Consider the following 15,774-nt stretch of genomic DNA (forward strand, 5'->3'; position numbering starts at 1 on the left):
AACTGCTCCAATCACTTCAAGGCATAGAGGTAGGCTGCGATATCGCGCGCCTGCTGCTCCGTGATCCCTGTCGATGGCATGGCCGTGTGCGGATTGATCTCCCTGGCCGATCGTATCCAGCGCACCAGGTTCTCCGGATTGTTGGCCATGACGCCGCCGATAATGACACGGTCGGCAAGGCTTGCGTCGAGGCGAGGGCCGACTTGCCCTTGCGCGCCCGGCACGCCCGTAATCGTGTGACAGCCGGAGCAGCCATTCGCGGTCATGATCGGCAGAGCGCGCGCAACGTCACCGCCCGTGGCGGCCTGCGCCTCGTGCCGGATGCGCGCGGCCCGATCGGACCACCAGGTCAGCCCGACCACAACGGCGATGAGCAGCAGCAGCGTGGCGCTGGCGGCGGCAAGCAGTTTAGACAGGCCCGAGCGCATGCGCCGCCTCCCTCCTTCCGCTCGCCCTGATCCACAGCCCGGCCAGCAGCAATGCCGCCCCGCCATAGATCAATCCGGCCGGCACCCACATCACCAGCCCGGCAAGCTGCTGGTCCTCGAGGGGGCTCAAATTCCACAGCGCCGCCCCCACGGCATTCTCCGGGTACCAGAGCCGTGGCGAGAGCAGCAGGAGGACGCCGAGCAGGCCGGTGTGCAGCGAGGTGACGAAAAGATGCATGACCGCGCCGCCATGGCTCTGTTGGCGGCCGGAGCGCGGCAAGATCACCCACCAGAACAGCAGGCCGGTTCCAAGGAAGCTCGCATGCTGGGCATAGTGCAGCACGCCGCGCTCCAGCGCGGCCACGAACAGCGCCGGAATATGCCAGATCCATATGGCGATGCCGTGAATGATGGTCGCGCTGAGCGGCCGGGTTGCGAAAGCCCAGACCGCCTGCAACCATCCGGCGTGCCCGGCAATTCCCAGAACGTGGCGGAAGCGGGTGGGGAGGCCCCACATCAAGGCCGCGGCCGGGCAGGCCGCGACCAACAGCGGCGCCGCCACGGCCATCAGCAGTTCATGCTCAATCATATGCGCGGCAAACACCTGCTCGCCGAGAGCGTGAATGGGGCTGACCAATGCGGCTGTCAACACGCCCCATCCGGCCGTGAACAGCAGCGCCTGGCGCAACCGCAATGTCCTACCGCGGCCGCTGCGCCGCCAGAGCCGGCTCGCACCCACGACATAGACGAGACCGAGTATGGCAAGCGGCAGCGTAATGGGCAGCGCGAGCGTCCATCCGGCTTCCGGGGCGCCGGCACCATAGCAGATCGAGGTTGAGAACAGCGCGTCGAGGTTCATCGCAGGCACTCGTCCAGGATAAGCGCGGCGCTGCCTTGCATGACGATGACAAGTGCAAACAGCAGAGCCGACAACATGCCGAGATTGGCGACGAATTGCTCGGTGCTGCGCGTGCGCTCCGGCTTGAAGGCGGCGCCGCCCTGCCGCTCCGCCCGCCATGACAAGGCGCCGCCGAGCAGCGAAAGCACGACGAGCACCAGTGCCGAGGGAAGTACCACCTCGACCTGACGGTTGCACTGCCACGGCACGATTGCGTAGTTCAGCTGCGTGGAGATTGCCCAAGCCATCGGCCCTGACAGAAGACCGCCCCAGGACGTTCCCATTCGCAACGCGCGCATCAGCCCAGCCTCGGCATCCAGTAGATGAGCAGATAGATCGGGATCCAGGTCAGGACCACGAAATCCCAATAGAAGACATTGTCGCCGACATCGCCGAAGCGCCGGCCGCTATAGCCGTGGCGTGTGAACATCAGCACCGTCAAAACGATCGTGTCGCCGATATCGGTTATGAGATGCGTGGTGTGCAGCCCGAGCAGCACCCAGAGCATGGATCCATAAGCATTGGTGTCCCAATAGATGTTCAGCGCCGGAAACTCGAACCAGCGCACGACAAGCGGAGCCAAGCCGAGCAGCGACATCACCACCATGCCGATCCGCACCGGCCCGATCGCGCATTGCTTGGCGTACCGGTTGAGGATGTGGTTCGGCACTAGGCTGACGATGAGAAGCAGGGTCACGATCGTCCCCGGCCAATGGTTAGGCTGCGGAGCGCTTAGACGCCAGTTGGGCCACACCGTCGTCAGATAGAGGTAGGCGCCTGCGGCCAGCGCAAAGCCCGTGCCCTCCAGCGCCATGAAACCAAGCGTACCCCACCAAGTCGGGCTGCGCGGGCCATGTCCAAAAGTCGGCAGGCCGGAAAGATCTAGCTCAGGACGCTGGCTCATTCCTCGTCCTCCGGATCGCCCTTGGGCCAAAACCATCCGATCAAGGTGATGGCGATCGGAGCGGCGCCCCAGACAACCGCCCATGGCGTGAAGATCGAGTAGACAAACGTGCCGCCGACGGAGAGCGCCGCCAGCAGCGGCCAGATCGACGGTGTCGCCGATTTCTCGCGAATGTCTGGATGGGCCTCCGCAACGGTCGAGATGAGGAGTTCGCGCGCATCGACCCGCAACCCGGTCGCCACGGGCAGCGCTTCGCGCTCGGCCCAGAGCGGCTCGACATGCGTGACAATCGGAATGCGCGCAAAATTGTAGCTCGGCGGTGGCGAAGACGTTGCCCATTCCAACGTTCCGGCACCCCAGGGATTGTTTCCGGCCGGGGCGCCTTTCAGCGCGCTATACGCGAGGTTGAAAGTGAACAGGACGAAGCTCAAGAAGAAGAGCACCGCCCCGGCCGAGATGAAAAGATTGATGTTTCCCCAGCCAAGCTCGGCCGGATAGGTGTAGACCCTTCGTGGCATGCCCCACAGCCCGACGAGATGCATCGGGAAAAACGTCGCGTTAAAGCCGATGAAGGCCAGCCAGAAATGCCAGCGTCCGAGGCGCTCGCTCATCATGCGGCCGCTGATCTTCGGGAACCAGAAATAAGCCGCGCCAATCAGCGGGAACACCGAGCCGCCGATCAGCACGTAGTGGAAATGCGCGACGACGAAGTAGGTATCGTGGACCTGGAGATCCAACGGCACCGAGGCGAGCATGACTCCGGTCAGGCCGCCGATGACGAAGATAAAGAAGAAGCCGAAGACGAACAGCAATGGGGTCCGAACCACGGGTCTGCCGTCCCATAAAGTCGCGAGCCAGCAGAAGATCTGCACACCGTTCGGAATGGCGATCATCATGCTGGATGCGGTGAAGAAGCTGGCGCCAAGCTTCGGCAAGCCGGTGGCGAACATGTGATGGACCCAAAGCCCGAACGAGAGGAAGCCGACCGCGATCAGCGACAGGACAAGCCCGAGGTGGCCGAAGGTCGGCCGCCTGGCGAAGGCGGGGATGATCGAAGACACCATGCCGGTAGCCGGCAGGAAGATGATGTAGACTTCCGGGTGGCCAAAGAACCAGAAGAGATGTTGGAACAGCAGAGCGTCCCCACCTTCCGCGGGGTTGAAGATATGGGTGCCGACCAGCCGGTCCAGGATCAGGAAGGTGGAGGTGATCATCACCGCCGGCATCGCGAAAACGACGACGAAGGAAGTGACCAGCATCGCCCAGACATAGAGCGGGATCTTGTCCAGCGACATACCGGGCGCCCGCTGCTTGAACACCGTAACGATGGTCGCCACCGCGACGGCCAGGGACGACACTTCCGTATAGGTGATCATCTGCGCCCAGACGTCAGCCCGCTTGCCCGGTGCGAATTCGGGGCCGGACAGCGGCACGTAAGCAAACCAGCCGACATCGGGCGCCATGTTGAGCGCGAAAGACACCCAGGCGAAAACGCCACCCGAAACGTAGATCCAATAGCTGAAGGCGTTCAGGCGAGGGAACGCGATGTTGCGGGTGCCGACCATCAGCGGCACGAGATAAATTCCAGTCGCCTGCACGATGGGCACCGCGAACAGAAACATCATGGTAACGCCGTGCATGGTGAACAGCTGGTTATACAGGTCCGGTCCGATCAGACCGCGCTGTGGACCTGAGAGCTGGATGCGCATGGCCACCGCATTGAGCCCGCCCAGGCACAGAAATACGAAGGCGGTGATCAGATAGCGCCGGGCGATGACTTTGTGATCGACGCTCGACAGCGCGCCGATGATGCCGGGCGGCGTGCGCCATGTCCGCGCCAGCCAGCGATGCAGGCTGGCATCGTCCATGCCGGTGTCGCGCGGTCCGTCATGCTCGGGTGCGACATCGCCCTTGGCGGATGTTTCGCGCTCCGGCGGCAGGTCGCGCTGGCTTGTGAGGTCAGCGCTGCTCATTTCAGACCCTCGAGATAGGCGACGATGGCGTTGAGCTCGTCGCCGCTAAGATCGACCACCGGCATGTGCGACCCGGGCTTGATGCCTTGCGGGTCGGCTATCCAGGCGGCGAGATTGCCGCGGCTCATCGTCAATGTTCCGGCGGCGAGCGTCTGCCGACTGGCTATATGAGTGAGATCGGGGGCGACGGTTCCTCCCGCGGCCGTGCCGCCTATCCTGTGACACATCACGCAGGGGCGCCGCAGAAACAGATCTTCGCCGGCTTTGGCCTCGTCCCCGGTCGGAGCAGCGGCCGGCTGCAACTGGTCGTTCCACCAGGCGTCGAACTTTGCACGCGGCTCGGCGATGATGAAGGTGCCCATGTTTGCGTGCTGCGCGCCGCAGAACTCGGCGCATTGGCCCCGGTAGACGCCGGGCTTGTCGGCTTTGATGTCGAGCACGTTGACGTGGCCGGGAATGAGGTCGAGCTTGCCGGAAAGGCTCGGAATCCAGAAGGAATGGATGACGTCGGTCGAGGTCAGAAGAAGCCGCACCGGCTCGCCTGCAGGGATATGGATCTCGTTCGCCGTGGTCAGGATGCGGCTCGGCGTGGCATCCTCATAGCGTACCTCCCACCACCATTGATGGCCCGTGACCCGAATGGTCAGCGCGGCGTCCGAGCCGATCGCGGCGAGCGTCCTGTTGGCGAAGAAGCTCAGCAGCGTCAGCCCGATCAGGATCATGGCGGTCAATCCCACGGCGGTCAGGACCACGCGCAACTTCCGGCTGTCGGCGCCGGCGTCGATCGCGAGCGGTTCCGCCTGCGCGCGCGACCGCATCATCAGCGGCGCGGCGAGGGCGATCATCACCAGCACCCACACCACCGCGCAGAGGCCGGTGAAGAACCAGATCAGCCACGCCAACTCGCTCGCGGCGGGACCTTTCGGGTCGAGGGCCGATTGCCAGCCCGCGCATCCCTGGAGCAACAGAGTGCCGGCGGTGGCGAACGCCATCGAGATGAGGCGGTTCACGGCGACTTCCCCAGCGTGGCCGCGTCCGGCATGCGGTTTTCGGAAGGATGCACCATCATGTCGTCATTGCGTTGCGGCGCGGCGGAAGACGGCGCGTTGCCGCTCAGCGAGTGTACATAAGCCGCAAGCTCCCAGATCTGGTCGTCGGGGATCTTGTCGCGAAAGCTCGGCATGCCGTTCGGCCGGCCGTCGCGGATCGTGGCATGGATGCTTTCCATCGAGCTGCCATAGATCCACTTCTGGTCCATCAGCGCCGGCCCCATGCCGCCGCCGCCATTGGCGTGGCACCCCGAACAGTTGAACCAGCTGAACAGACGCTTGCCCTCGCTCATGTGGAAGGCGTTGGCTGCGAAGCTCGCCGCCTTGTTGTCGGTGGGGGAGGGTCGCTGGCCGCCCGGCTCCAGCGTGGTCACAGGCGTCGGCTGTTCGCCGGATCCGAGCGCCGATTGCGGGCGCGTGTCACGCTCCTCGCGTTGGCAGGCGGCCAGGATCATCGTTGCCGAAACCAGCACGGCAACCGCGCGCATCATCGTACCGTACTCCCGGAAGCGTCGAGACGGGGAACGCCGTACTGGGCCAGCACGGCGTTGATCTCGGCCCTGTGCTTGGCGAGCGCGGCATTCACTTCGCCGCGCAACGCATCGTCCTCGCGGCGTACCCCCATGGAGATGTCGTAGACCATCGGCAACAGTGGCCCGTCTATGAGAGGCACGACCGGCGTGACGCGGAGCGGCACCTTCTGCCTAGCGGCGAAATAGCCGGCAAGCGGTCCCCATACGACGGCGAGATCGATCTGACCCGCGGCCACCGCTTCGACGATGCGCGCCGGAGGATTGGGCGCGGAATAATCGCCATAGACAGGATAGCCGACGAGATGTCCGACGATGCCGCGGCGGCCAAGCGCCTGGACCGGCGGCGAGTTGGCGCCGTCGTCGCCGATGAGCTGAACGCCGATCCGCAATTCGCGCAGGCGCGCATCGTTGAAGGATCCGATGTCCGGACCGTCCTGGCGCGTGACGAAAACGTAGGACGACCTATAATATGGCGTGGTGGTGCGCAGCATTTGGAGATTAGCCGGGGTGCCGGGAACAAGATCGCACAATCCGGCCTTCAGGGTGTTGCGCACGAAGCCGCGCCGCTGGGCCCACCAGGTGTAGGACAGCTTTGCCCCGAGCTCGCCCGCCACGATTTGCGCGATTTTGTTCTCGAAGCCCTGACCATCCGCATTGGAGAAGGGCATGTTGTTGGGATCGGCGCATACCCTGAGCTCGCGTGCATCGGCCGCTGTCGCCGCAAGCATCGGGGCCAGCGTGCCGATGCCGATCGCAAGCAGCACGAGGGCCCAGCGTCCCAGCCTCACGGCTGTCTCGAACACATCAAGGGAGCCGGAACACATAGAGCGTGCCTCCCGCCGTGGTCGCGTTCTTCAGATCCTTCATGGCGTTGACGAAGCCAAGCGCGGCAGTGGCGTCACGTGGGTCGAGGTCGCCGGAGACGATGGCGCCGGCCCAGCCGCCGACGCCGGAGAGGATGGCGACATATTGATGCCCGTCGGGTCCGCGATACGTGATCGGCTGGCCGATGATGCCCGACGATGTTTTGAACTGCCAAAGCAGCTCTCCGGTCCTAGCGCTGACCGCCTTGAACCAGCCCTCCATCGTGCCGTAGAAGACCACATCGCCCGCGGTCACCACCGCGCCGCTCCACACCGGGAAATTCTCCTTCAAGCTCCAGGCGGGTTTCTCCGCGGCTATGTCCCAGGCGGTGAAGGCGCCGCGATTGCCGCCGGGGCCGGGGATCATGCGGACGTTCATTCCCACATAGGGCGTGCCGGCGATGTAATTCACCTCGACGCCTTCTTCATCCATGCACAGATTGTTGTGCGGGATGTAGAGCAGGCCGGTCTTCGGCGAGAACGCGGACGGCTGCCAGTCCTTGAGACCCGATGCCGTCGGACAGATATCGCGAACGACCTTGCCGGTGCCGGTCTTCTTGTCCGGGTTTTCGATCAGCCGGCCCGTCTTGAGATCGACACCTTTGCTGGAGTTGACGGGGCCGAACGGCTTTGCCGACAGGACCTCGCCGGTGGTCCGGTCGAGGATGTAGAGATAGCCGTTGCGCTCCGGCCGGACCAGCACCTTGCGCGGCTTGCCCTGCCAGGTCATGTCGAGCAGGATCTGTTCGTTGATGCCGTCATAGTCGTGGAGGTCATGCGGGCTCCACTGATAAAACCATTTCGCCGCCCCGGTGTCGGGATCGCGCGCAAAAATGCCGGACGTCCATTTGTTGTCGCCCGGCCGCAAATCCGGATTCCATGGTCCTGGATTGCCAGTGCCGTGGAAGATCAGGTTCAGATCGGGATCATAGGAAATCCAGCCCCACATGTTGCCGCCGCCGATCTTCCAGGCTTCCGGCGGCCAAGTGGTTACGCCAAGGTCCTTGCCTTTGTCCGCGTCGTAATGCGGCTTGAAGTCCGGCCCTATCAGCACGTCCTTGTCGGGGCCGGTGCCGTATGCCGTCCAGACGACATGCCCGTCTCCCACATCGAGCGCCTTGACCCAGCCGCGCACGCCCATCTCGCCGCCGGAATTGCCGACCAGCACTTTGCCCTTCACCACAAGCGGCGCCATGGTGATGGTCTCGCCGATGTTGATGTTGCCGATATGCGTGTTCCAGATCGGCTTTCCGGTGTTCGCATCGAGGGCAATGGTGTGGCCGTCCAGCGTATTGAAGAAAATGCGCCCGTCGGCGAAGGCCGCCCCTCGATTGACGACGTCGCAGCAGGCCACCCCCTGTGCCGCCGGCTCGGGATTGGGCTCGTACTTCCACTTCATCGGCGCGCCGGGCTTGGAGAGATCGAGCGCATAGACGAAGTTGGGGAATGGCGTGACGATGTACATGGTGTTGCCGACGACCAGGGGCGCTGCTTCCTGCCCCTTGTTCACGCCGGTCGAGAACGTGAACGCAACCTGCAGGTTCTTCACGTTGCCTTCGTTGATCTCGGAGAGTTCGCTGAAGCGCGTCGACGCATAGTTCTTGGCCGGCATCGCCCATTGACCGTCATCGGGTGGCGAGGCTGCGGCGGGCGGTGCAATCGCTTCTGTCTTAGAGGGCTCCGAGACAGCGCCCTGGAGCGGGAGCCAGGTGAGCAACGTTACTAGAAAGATGCCCGTGCCGAGGGAATTCCGGGTGGCCAACGTGCGGGTGTGTCGTCCTGCGTCAACGCGCGTTGGTCCCAGCTGCGGCATGCCTTTCATTTATGGATCGAGCCTCCCACGCCGGCACCGAGTTCCGCTGCAATGTCGGCCTCGGTGCCGGCACAAAGCGGATGGCCCCAGCCGGAAGCGCTTTTGCCGCCGGGGTCGAGATCGTAGACAATGGCGTCCTTGCGATTGGGGTTGACGCCTGCGGGAACCTTGTCGAGGCCGAGCGCGGCCCGGATGCGCCAGGCGACATTGTGATCGGCGCATGAGGAGTCCCCGGAAACGCCGAGGCCGCCCACGATGCCCTTGCCGTCGTAAAGGGCAAGCCCGCCGCCAAACACCACGACGCCTCCGATCGGCTTGCCGACCAGCGGATCGCTCGCGCTTCCGAAGGTTTTGGGATCGCCCGCATAAGCCGCGGCCTGGTTGACGGGATTGGTCGCCTGCAAGCCAAACAGCGGCCCGCCCGGCTGCACTCCCGCGTAGAGATTGGCCGTCGACAGCGCCATCTGAGCCAGGCTGAGGCCGTTGGCCGTGTTGGCTTTCTCCGCTGCGATCAGCCGGCTGCCCGGCCATTGCGAATCGACGGCAGGTCCACTGAACGCAACCGCGCAGACAGTGCCGTCGCGGGCAATGATCGCCGCCCATTCATTGGTGTCAAAGCCGCCATTGGCCGGTCCGCCGCTTGCCTTCACATTGGCCTTGAGGGTTGTAAGCAGCTTGTCGTGATCGGCCGGGCAGGGCTGCTGCGCCATGGCCTTGTCGGCGTGGAACAGGTCAGCCATCAGCAACAGCAGACCAAAGACAGGCACCAAAAGCTGACGGCCACACATCGTCCTGCGCATTCGTTCGACACCAAAAGAGCACCCTGCAAACCCGAAACAGGAGGGTGAGTTCAACGCGGTCGGTGCGTAACTCGCAGAATGCTTCTATGTTCCTGCGTTGGAAAAATTCGTGCAGCTGGATTGGAACGCTAGCCGTTCACGGCGCCTGCGGCGAGCACCTGAAACGCGAAAACGGGGACCGCGGAGGCACTCGCCTCTCCGCGACAAGGCTGTTGCCTTGCGAGGGCGTTCACCACCGACCTGTTCCAGGCTTGTCGCCGAACGTCGCTGCTCCCGCAACGACGTTCGGCTCTCAACTAACCCTTACGTGAGCGTTTGGCGGCGCGCTCTGCCGCGGCCGGAGCTTCCTCGATGTCGGCCGCGCCTCCGAAATCCACGTTCTTGGTACGACCGGCTCCCGGACCGGCACCCAGGTCAGCGCCTGTAGTCGGATCGGAAGCGGGATCGGAAAGAGTACGCTCGGCCATCTTGGCCACCACCTTCATGTCTTTGGCGCCCAACTTGACGGTCGCTAGGCCGTCTCCGCCATCGACGGGCATCACCTGTTCGAGATCATCGATCCGATCCCACTCTTCGCCCGAATTCCATGGGCCATTGACGTCGCCGTCGCCCTGAGAGGTGTTGACGTACATGCTGGCGAACTTTTCGACGCCCGGGAGCTTGCCTGACGGGAAATTGTTTTCGATCGCATAGAGTGCTTTCTCAAACGACTTCTGGTGAGCAATCTCGCGCGTCATCAGGAAGCCGAGCGCGTCCTTGATGCCCGGGTCGTCGGTGATGTTGATGAGGCGTTCGTAAACGATTTTGGCGCGCGCTTCGGCGGCGATATTGGATCGCAGGTCCACCGTAGGCTCGCCGCGCGAGTCGACATAGGCGGCGGTCCAGGGAACGCCGGCTGAGTCGCAAAGCGCGGGAGCGCCGCCGAACAGAATCGATTCCTTGGCCGTTGTACCGCTGGCGCCGATCATCAGGTAAAGGTCCGCTTCTTTCATTTGGCCCTCGGCAAGTTGTGCCTTGAGCCCCTTGTTCAGCATGGTGACGATCGATCCCACCACTTCGAGGTGGCTGAGTTCTTCGGTCGCGATATCCAGCAACATGTCGCGACGGCCAAGATCGTCTTCGCCAAGCCCCTGCGTGAAATAACGCATCGCCGCGGCAAGCTCGCCATCGGCGCCCCCGAACTGCTCCATGATCATGCAGGCCAGGCGGGGATTGGGCTCCGAGACGCGAACGGTGTATTGCAGGCGCTTGTTATGCATGAACATGGACATTTCTCCGGTTAGAACGTCCGAACATCCCCGCAAGACGATTGTTCCCTCAGCGGCTGACTCCTGGCCCGTTTTCTGTTTCGATGACCGATCCCAGCCGATGGTGTCGTCGGCCCTCCCCATAAGCGCGTGAAGGCAATGGTCTTTTTTACGAGCGATACGCATTTCAACGATCCACGCATCCTCCGGATCGATCGCCGGCCGTTCGGGTCGCTGGCCGAGCACGACGAGGCGCTGATTGCGCGGTGGAACGAGACTGTCGGCCCCGAGGATGAAATCTGGCACCTTGGCGATTTCGCGCGCCTCGGCAAGTCGAGCGTCGAAGCACTGCTGGCCCGCCTAAACGGCCGCAAGAACCTCATCGTCGGCAACAATGATGCTTCCGAAACAACGGCTGCGGGCGGGTGGAACAGCGTCCAGCACTATAGGGAGTTCATGCACGAGGACCAGCTCATCGTGTTGTGCCACTATCCGTTCCGGACGTGGAACCGGATGGGCAAGAAGTCGATAAACCTGCACGGACATTCGCACGGCAAATTGAAGCCGCTGACACGCCAATATGATGTCGGTGTCGACAGCTGGGACTTCCGGCCCGTTCCATTGCCCATCTTGCGCGGCAAGCGCGGCTCGGTCTCGCGGCTGAAATGAAGAGAGATCGGTGAGCGAGGCTGGCCGTTGCCCGTTCACTTTCGATCCAGCACCTTGCGGATCTTCTCGGCCAATTCGTCGATCGTGTAGGGCTTGGTCAAAAGCTCCGTTCCAAAATCGAGCGTACCGTTGTGGACAATTGCGTTGCGCGTGTAGCCGGTGGTGTAGAGCACTTTTAGCGAGGGGTGCGCTTGTTTGACCTGGTCGACCAGTTCGCGGCCCGACATCTCTGGCATGACCACGTCAGTGAACAGAAGCGAAGGCACTTGCCCGTTTTGAACAGCCGCCAGCGCCTCCCTTGGCCCTTGCATTTCCAACACGGAATAGCCCAGTTCCCGCAGCGCTTCCGCGGCCATCAGCCGGACGCGATCTTCATCCTCGACGACCATGATGATCTCGTCCGCACTGCCGGGGTGCTCGCCCGCCACGGCCTCGGTTTGGCTGTCGAGCACTCCGCCGTGCGAACGCGGCAAGTAAATTTTCAAAGTGGTTCCGATACCCTGCTCGGAATAGATCTTCACGCTGCCGCCCGACTGACGAACAAACCCATAGACTTGGCTCAGCCCCAGCCCGGTGCCTTTGCCGACCCCTTTGGTGGTGAAGAACGGATCGAAGGCTCTGGCCAAAACGTCAGCAGTCATGCCGGTTCCGGTATCCGTAACGGCTATCATTACGTACTGGCCGGAGGGAATAGCGTTCTCCCTGCCATAGCGATCGTCGATGTGGGTGTTGGATGTCTCGATCGTCAGCTTTCCACCGCTAGGCATGGCATCCCGTGCGTTGACGCAAAGGTTGAGCAGCGCGCTTTCCAATTGCCCTGCGTCGGCCTCCACATGCCATAGTCCCGCGGCGAGCACGGTCTCGATCTGGATGGTCTCGCCAAGCGTCCGGTTCAGCAATTCGCTCATGCCGGAGACAAGGCGATTTGGATTCAGCCGCTTCGGCGCCAGCGGCTGCTGGCGGGAAAAGGCAAGCAGCCGCTTGGTAAGTTCCGCCGCGCGCTGTGCTCCATCTATCGCGCCGGTCACGAATTGGTGGACGTTGGTGTCGCCGTTTCTGAGCTTGCGCTGCACAAGATTGAGGCCGCCGATGATGACAGCCAGCATGTTGTTGAAGTCGTGCGCGATACCACCGGTGAGCTGTCCGACAGCTTCCATCTTCTGGGCCTGGCGCAGGTGCTCTTCTGCTCTGGTGCGTTCGGCAACTTCGTCTATGACACGCTGTTCGAGCGTGCCGTTGAGTGTCTGCAGCGCCTTGAACAGTCGGGAGTTGTCGATTGCCGTCGCGGCATGGCCCGCAAGCCCCAGCAACGCCGTCTCTTGCTGTTCGGCGAAGACGCCGGTCTCTGAATGACCAAAGAAGAGGCCGCCCAGCACCTCGCCCGAACGCGAGACGACCGGTACGGCAAGATAGGAACGCACCGGCAGATGGCCCTCCGGCATTCCCTTGCGGGGCCAGTTCTTTCCGTAACGCGGATCGGCGAGTATATCGTCGGAGCGCACGACGCTTGTCCCGCGGAATGTGGGCTCGAAAACCGCGGTGTTGCGCGGCATGGGGAAATTTTCGAATGCGGAACGAGGTGCCCCGGACAGGGCGTAGAGCATATAGCTGTCGCCCTTGTCGTCGATCACATTGTAGAAGAAGGCTCCGAATTGTGCGCCCGACAGTTCTACGCCGGCATCGGTGACTGTCTGGACGATCCGCTCCACGTCAAGCTCGGCCGCCACGGCGGCAGCGGTGGCGTTCATCAACTGGAGCTGATGCTCCACCCGTTTTCGCTCGGTGACATCCACGACGGTGCCGATGAAGCGAACCGCGCGGCCGGACTGGAAAATCGATTCCCCCGTTGCGGCAATCCAGCGCTCCTTGCCGTCCCGCAGGCCAATGGTCCGGTATTCGATGTCGTAGCGCGAAGAGGTGCCTGGCGCGAGCGCCTGGCGTACGGCCTCGTCGGCCCGTGCTCGATCCTCTGGATGGAGGCCCGCCAAGAATGCGCTTTCATATGTCACCTCCGCGTCCGGCGGCAGCCCAAAAAGGGCTTTGCAGCGATCGTCCCAGCGCAGCACCCTGGTTACGGGATCGTAGTCCCAGGTGCCGATAGCGGCCGCGTCGGTGGCAAGCCTCAGCCGCTCCTCGCTCGCCCGGGCCGCCTGTTCCGAGCGAACGCGTTCGATGTGAGCCCAGGACCTCTCCGTCACCTCGGTCAGCAAGGACAGTTCGCGTTGCGACCAGACGCGAGGCTGCTTGTCATGGATGGCCATCAGGGCGGTCAGCCGGCCCTGTTTGACCAGAGGCATGCAGATGGTTGCCGTTATGCCGATATCCTGAAAGGTCTTGGCCTCCTCGGGAGCAATTTCCGCAAGGTTGTTGTTGATGATAAGCGGCCGATTGGCGCGGAGATTGGTGACTGCCAGGCGACCGAAATCGGCAAGACTGTAATACCCCCTGATGCTTGGCGAGCCGGGTGCGCTCCAGTCGCCGCGAATAGTGAAATGGTCCTGGTCCTGCTCCATGTCGGCGTAGGCGCAAATCGAGACGCCCAGGTGTTCACCGAGGAGACGAGTGGTGATCCGCATGACGGCGTCGGCATCGGCCGCGAGGGCAATCTCCCTGCCGAGGCGGTCCAGAAAGGCGAGACGCTCGGCGTTCTCGCGCAGGGCGTTCTCGGCGCGAAGCCTCTCTATCGCGGTACGCGTCCGGTCCGCCACCTCCGAGATGAGGGCGATCTCCTCGGTCGCCCAACGTCTGGGCGCGGAGTGGTTCAGGTATAGCAGCGCCACCAACCCGCCATGCTCGGTAACGGGCATGTTGATGACGGATTGAGCGCTGATGGCTTTGAGGGCATCCGCATGGCCGCTGGTTCGCGGGTCTGTCTCGGCGTTCTCAAAGACGACGGTTTCGCCGCGCTTCAAATCGTCGATGTACGAACCGTAGTTCCTGAAATTCAGCGTCCCGGCCAGGCTTTTGATGCCGGGTGCGTTCCAATCCCTGTCGATGGTGATGGTTTCATTCTCAAGATCGATCGTGCCGTATCCGGCTCGGCTGATGCCAAAATGGTGCCCCAGCAGTTCCGCGGCTGCGTAGGCCAGTTCTGCAGGATCCGTAATCTCGCGAATCCGGTCGCCCAGCGCTGCCAAAAGCTCGAAGCGCTGCAGTTCAGACTGACGACCGCGTGAAGTGTCCCCCATCTCGCCCCCGTTTTTGCCCGGACTGAATAATGCGGTCGACGGCCAAGAGTTCCCTTAAAGGACGGCACGTTCTGACCGACGTGACGGCTGCGAGCCCGACACTGGCCACATCGGCTCTGCCGATGACGGTCTTCCCTCATGAATCCTTATTTGGGTACATCATAGTTTAATGACACGTGGTGCGCCGCGTCGCATAAACGTCGGACCAGCGGACATGTGACGAGCTCCGCTGCCTGGGAGCGACGATCGCACTCTCGCGCGTTTGGAGACGCTGATGCTTAACCGAGCCACTCGCACGAACACGGAAGCTCTCTACCCGAATGACCTGGACACTCTTCGCGCGGTTTTCGACGCAATGTGCCAGGAATTTGCCGTTCTGCCGGACAGCACGGCGGCCCATTCCATCGCCAGGGAACTTGTCAGGCTTTTCCAGACCGGAATGACGGAAGCGGCCATGCTGATGGTTGCCGTGCGTGCGCGGTGGCAAGGCGATTGGAAAATGGAACACAGCAGCGCTGCCTGACGTTTGATGGCCAGGCGTGCCGATCCATGGCGCCACCGACAGCAGCGCCCGAGCTGAGGCGCATGTCTCAACTCAACGAGGCCAATCCAACTCGATCCAGGCTGGTGCGTGATCGCTCGGCTTTTCCCATCCTCGCACCGCAACATCCACGCCCGCGCCACCCAGCCGCTCCCTGAGCGAGGGGCTCACGAGAAGATGGTCCATGCGAAGGCCGGAGCTGCGGTCGTAGCCGCCCCGGTAGGAGAAGTTCCAATAGGTATAGACACCCCTTTCGGGCTGGATCAGCCTGACTGCGTCGATCCAGCCCTCGGCAAGCATCTCGGCGTAAGCTTGCCGGCTCTCCGGAAAGTAGACGGCGTCACTCAGCCATCGAGCCGGCACCGCGGCGTCGATCGGCGCGGGCACAACATTATAGTCGCCGCAGAGCACGCTGGCAGGCGAGTCCCTGATCAGGAGCCGTCCGTAGTCGATCAGCCGCTCGAACCAGCGGAGCTTGTAATCGAACTTCGGACCGGGTGCTGGGTTGCCGTTGGGCAAGTAGAGACAGCCGACGACAAGCCCGTCGATGTCCGCCTCGATGTAACGGCTGTGCGTATCGTCGACGTCACCCGGCAAACCGCGGCGACGTTCCTGCGGCTGCTTGCCTCGCGCGAGAATGGCTACGCCATTATAGGACTTCTGCCCATGCCATATCGCTCCGTAGCCGGCGTTCCTGATGGCCTCGGCCGGAAACTTCTCGTCCGATGTCTTTAATTCCTGAAGACAAACAATGTCGTACTGCGTCTCGCCCAGCCATTTGAGCAGAACCGGCAACCGCCCGTTGACGCCGTTCACATTGAAAGTCGCGACCCTGATCATCTTCGAGGCGATCCACTCATGGTGCTCT

General features: G+C 62.8%; 15 protein-coding genes. 2 read left to right on the plus strand and 13 right to left on the minus strand.

Translation table 11 applies throughout. The features are described 5' to 3' along the window. Window positions 1–11: 11 nt before the first annotated feature. The 11 genes from FJ978_RS01250 to FJ978_RS01300 all read right to left on the minus strand — a co-directional run bounded on the left by FJ978_RS01250 (window position 12) and on the right by FJ978_RS01300 (window position 10,526). The gene (locus tag FJ978_RS01250; protein WP_140569541.1) at window positions 12–428 is read right to left on the minus strand and encodes a c-type cytochrome; all 417 of its coding nucleotides are present in this window, start codon (window positions 426–428) and stop codon (window positions 12–14) included. After that, window positions 409–1,287, minus strand: coding sequence for a cytochrome c oxidase assembly protein (locus FJ978_RS01255; protein ID WP_140569542.1), 879 nt, complete (start codon window positions 1,285–1,287; stop codon window positions 409–411). Before FJ978_RS01255 ends, FJ978_RS01250 begins: the two co-directional genes overlap by 20 nt. Then, window positions 1,284–1,625, minus strand: a complete 342-nt coding sequence (locus FJ978_RS01260) for a hypothetical protein (protein ID WP_140569544.1) — start codon at window positions 1,623–1,625, stop codon at window positions 1,284–1,286. The genes FJ978_RS01255 and FJ978_RS01260 overlap by 4 nt, the downstream gene beginning before the upstream one ends. Continuing rightward, window positions 1,625–2,230 (minus strand): cytochrome c oxidase subunit 3, encoded by a 606-nt coding sequence (locus FJ978_RS01265; protein WP_013895466.1) that lies wholly within the window; start codon window positions 2,228–2,230, stop codon window positions 1,625–1,627. The genes FJ978_RS01260 and FJ978_RS01265 overlap by 1 nt, the downstream gene beginning before the upstream one ends. Next, the gene (gene ctaD, locus FJ978_RS01270; protein ID WP_140569546.1) at window positions 2,227–4,203 is read right to left on the minus strand and encodes a cytochrome c oxidase subunit I; all 1,977 of its coding nucleotides are present in this window, start codon (window positions 4,201–4,203) and stop codon (window positions 2,227–2,229) included. The genes FJ978_RS01265 and ctaD overlap by 4 nt, the downstream gene beginning before the upstream one ends. Continuing rightward, window positions 4,200–5,213 carry a cytochrome c oxidase subunit II gene (gene coxB, locus FJ978_RS01275; protein WP_013895468.1) on the minus strand — a complete coding sequence of 338 codons (1,014 nt, stop codon included), beginning with the start codon at window positions 5,211–5,213 and terminating at the stop codon, window positions 4,200–4,202. The genes ctaD and coxB overlap by 4 nt, the downstream gene beginning before the upstream one ends. Continuing rightward, window positions 5,210–5,743, minus strand: a complete 534-nt coding sequence (locus tag FJ978_RS01280) for a c-type cytochrome (protein WP_013895469.1) — start codon at window positions 5,741–5,743, stop codon at window positions 5,210–5,212. Before FJ978_RS01280 ends, coxB begins: the two co-directional genes overlap by 4 nt. Continuing rightward, complete coding sequence (locus FJ978_RS01285; protein WP_013895470.1) at window positions 5,740–6,609, minus strand: substrate-binding domain-containing protein; 870 nt, start codon at window positions 6,607–6,609, stop codon at window positions 5,740–5,742. Before FJ978_RS01285 ends, FJ978_RS01280 begins: the two co-directional genes overlap by 4 nt. Then, window positions 6,590–8,470: a methanol/ethanol family PQQ-dependent dehydrogenase gene (locus FJ978_RS01290; protein ID WP_140569547.1), complete on the minus strand. Its 1,881-nt coding sequence runs from the start codon at window positions 8,468–8,470 to the stop codon at window positions 6,590–6,592. Before FJ978_RS01290 ends, FJ978_RS01285 begins: the two co-directional genes overlap by 20 nt. Next, window positions 8,467–9,171, minus strand: coding sequence for a heme-binding protein (locus tag FJ978_RS01295; RefSeq protein WP_083833386.1), 705 nt, complete (start codon window positions 9,169–9,171; stop codon window positions 8,467–8,469). Before FJ978_RS01295 ends, FJ978_RS01290 begins: the two co-directional genes overlap by 4 nt. 386 nt (window positions 9,172–9,557) lie before the next feature. After that, window positions 9,558–10,526: a manganese catalase family protein gene (locus FJ978_RS01300; protein ID WP_013895473.1), complete on the minus strand. Its 969-nt coding sequence runs from the start codon at window positions 10,524–10,526 to the stop codon at window positions 9,558–9,560. Between the two features lie 141 nt (window positions 10,527–10,667). On the opposite strand from FJ978_RS01300, the gene FJ978_RS01305 reads away from it, so the two are divergent. Continuing rightward, on the plus strand, window positions 10,668–11,177 hold the full coding sequence (locus tag FJ978_RS01305; RefSeq protein ID WP_013895474.1) for a metallophosphoesterase: 510 nt from the start codon (window positions 10,668–10,670) through the stop codon (window positions 11,175–11,177). 35 nt (window positions 11,178–11,212) lie between these two features. Here FJ978_RS01305 and FJ978_RS01310 read toward each other — a convergent pair whose 3' ends face one another. After that, window positions 11,213–14,365: a GAF domain-containing protein gene (locus FJ978_RS01310; protein ID WP_013895475.1), complete on the minus strand. Its 3,153-nt coding sequence runs from the start codon at window positions 14,363–14,365 to the stop codon at window positions 11,213–11,215. 274 nt (window positions 14,366–14,639) lie between these two features. Here FJ978_RS01310 and FJ978_RS01315 point away from each other — a divergent pair, with 274 nt between their 5' ends. Then, a complete protein-coding gene (locus FJ978_RS01315) occupies window positions 14,640–14,888 on the plus strand; it encodes a hypothetical protein (protein ID WP_140569549.1) in 249 nt (82 codons plus the stop codon). 72 nt (window positions 14,889–14,960) lie between these two features. Here FJ978_RS01315 and xth read toward each other — a convergent pair whose 3' ends face one another. After that, a complete protein-coding gene (gene xth / locus FJ978_RS01320) occupies window positions 14,961–15,746 on the minus strand; it encodes an exodeoxyribonuclease III (RefSeq protein WP_041164910.1) in 786 nt (261 codons plus the stop codon). Window positions 15,747–15,774: the final 28 nt, after the last annotated feature.

The organism is Mesorhizobium sp. B1-1-7 (assembly GCF_006442705.1).
In the GTDB taxonomy this organism is placed as follows: Bacteria; Pseudomonadota; Alphaproteobacteria; order Rhizobiales; family Rhizobiaceae; genus Mesorhizobium; species Mesorhizobium opportunistum.

Coding starts and splice junctions, on each gene's coding strand:
- FJ978_RS01250 (WP_140569541.1), bottom strand. CDS start 428: ATGCGCTCGGGCCTGTCTAAACTGCTTGCCGCCGCCAGCGCCACGCTG.
- FJ978_RS01255 (WP_140569542.1), bottom strand. CDS start 1,287: ATGAACCTCGACGCGCTGTTCTCAACCTCGATCTGCTATGGTGCCGGC.
- FJ978_RS01260 (WP_140569544.1), bottom strand. CDS start 1,625: ATGCGCGCGTTGCGAATGGGAACGTCCTGGGGCGGTCTTCTGTCAGGG.
- FJ978_RS01265 (WP_013895466.1), bottom strand. CDS start 2,230: ATGAGCCAGCGTCCTGAGCTAGATCTTTCCGGCCTGCCGACTTTTGGA.
- ctaD (WP_140569546.1), bottom strand. CDS start 4,203: ATGAGCAGCGCTGACCTCACAAGCCAGCGCGACCTGCCGCCGGAGCGC.
- FJ978_RS01280 (WP_013895469.1), bottom strand. CDS start 5,743: ATGATGCGCGCGGTTGCCGTGCTGGTTTCGGCAACGATGATCCTGGCC.
- FJ978_RS01285 (WP_013895470.1), bottom strand. CDS start 6,609: ATGTGTTCCGGCTCCCTTGATGTGTTCGAGACAGCCGTGAGGCTGGGA.
- FJ978_RS01290 (WP_140569547.1), bottom strand. CDS start 8,470: ATGAAAGGCATGCCGCAGCTGGGACCAACGCGCGTTGACGCAGGACGA.
- FJ978_RS01295 (WP_083833386.1), bottom strand. CDS start 9,171: ATGGCGCAGCAGCCCTGCCCGGCCGATCACGACAAGCTGCTTACAACC.
- FJ978_RS01300 (WP_013895473.1), bottom strand. CDS start 10,526: ATGTTCATGCATAACAAGCGCCTGCAATACACCGTTCGCGTCTCGGAG.
- FJ978_RS01305 (WP_013895474.1), top strand. CDS start 10,668: ATGGTCTTTTTTACGAGCGATACGCATTTCAACGATCCACGCATCCTC.
- FJ978_RS01310 (WP_013895475.1), bottom strand. CDS start 14,365: ATGGGGGACACTTCACGCGGTCGTCAGTCTGAACTGCAGCGCTTCGAG.
- FJ978_RS01315 (WP_140569549.1), top strand. CDS start 14,640: ATGCTTAACCGAGCCACTCGCACGAACACGGAAGCTCTCTACCCGAAT.
- xth (WP_041164910.1), bottom strand. CDS start 15,746: ATGATCAGGGTCGCGACTTTCAATGTGAACGGCGTCAACGGGCGGTTG.